At 51.7% G+C, this 1,370-nt stretch carries 1 protein-coding gene; it reads left to right on the top strand.

Going from position 1 to position 1,370, the window contains the following annotated elements:
• On the top strand, nt 1–1,370 hold a 1,370-nt coding region (locus tag KDK16_RS02505; protein ID WP_257274514.1), incomplete at both ends, for a hypothetical protein.

Raw genomic sequence — 1,370 nt, 5'->3', positions numbered from 1 at the left:
GAGTTGAACGATATTCTGGCCGGTGACGCCCACCCGGGCTTCCATCTGTTTGCCACCATCAACCCACCTGAGTACAGCGGGCGAAAACCGTTATCACCGGCGCTGAAAGGGCGTTTCCGACATTTACCCATCCGGCAGTACAACCCGGCAGAGCTGCAAGCCATTGCCGGGAAAGTGTTGCCAGAGACCCGGCAGGGGAAAATCATGGCGGAATGGCTGACTGAGCAACATTGTCGTTTGAGGGCCTGCCTGCAACGGCAAAACTTACCGTTGCAGCCGACCGGTCTTGATTTGCAAAATGTGGCCAGGGCCATCATCGGAGGGGGCGATTTTACCCAAGACGGACTTCAACAGTGCTTCAATCAGTACTACCGGCTTTATCTGATGGCCGCCAAAATATCGCTGGAGAAACTGCCCGGTTCATCGGCTCTAACCATGAGCAACGGTAAGTTTGATTCCGGACTTTGCAAGTGGTTCAACCAGACAGCGTCGGGGATTGATCGTCCGTGGTTGATACGACGGAGTTATCTCAACAGTATTGATGAAAAACGCCATGAAATTCTTATCAGCACTCGTCTGAACGAAGGGGAAGCTAAAACGGAAGTTATCAAGATAGTGGCTCAGGCCAGATGGCGAGCATCCGGTCTTGCCCTGAAGCCGGATCAGTCAGACGATATTCTCACTCAGGCACTCTACCGACACTGGCAGCAACGCTGGTTTGATCATGAATTTGCCGGTACGGGCGTGGATGCTAATAGCGTGTTTGCTCTGACAGAAGAGGAGGAAAAAACGCTGAAAAGATCAGCTAACCAGCCTTTTCTGCGGGAGGCTGACCGGCGGATAGGGGCATGGAACGCTAATGAAGTTCGATGGTGGCCTGCGTTCTGGCGTGAGATAAGTGATCTGCCGAACCATTGGGTGGGTGATTACTCTAACGAGGCCTCAGCGATTGGCGGTGATAACGCTCCTGAACAATACATTCAAGAAGTCGACGAGAATCAGGGTAAGAGATTGGATCGGAGAACGAACTATGAGGCTCTGGAGTTGCAACACGTTTTCCATTACAAGATTTTTGACACGAACAAGCACTCTACCCATATGTATCGTTGGTGGGCAAAAGATATTTATGTGACTGCTGAGGGTAATATCAGACGGACCAATATTAATGATCAACACATTGAGGGATTCGAAACCCTCATGCCGGCCCGGTTACCAGCACGTGATCAGCCAGTGACATTAGCCAGCAATCAGACGCTGGCGACCTTTCACTGGAAATCAGGCAATGGCCGATATGCGTTGCCCAGCCTGACGCCCATCGACTATATCGTGGCCCTGCGCATAGTACCCGATTTGCCATTTACCCTGGTCAG

Source organism: Endozoicomonas sp. SESOKO4 (genome assembly GCF_024606275.1).
Note: the sequence above shows the minus strand (reverse complement) of the source record. Positions and strands in the feature narration are given on the sequence as shown.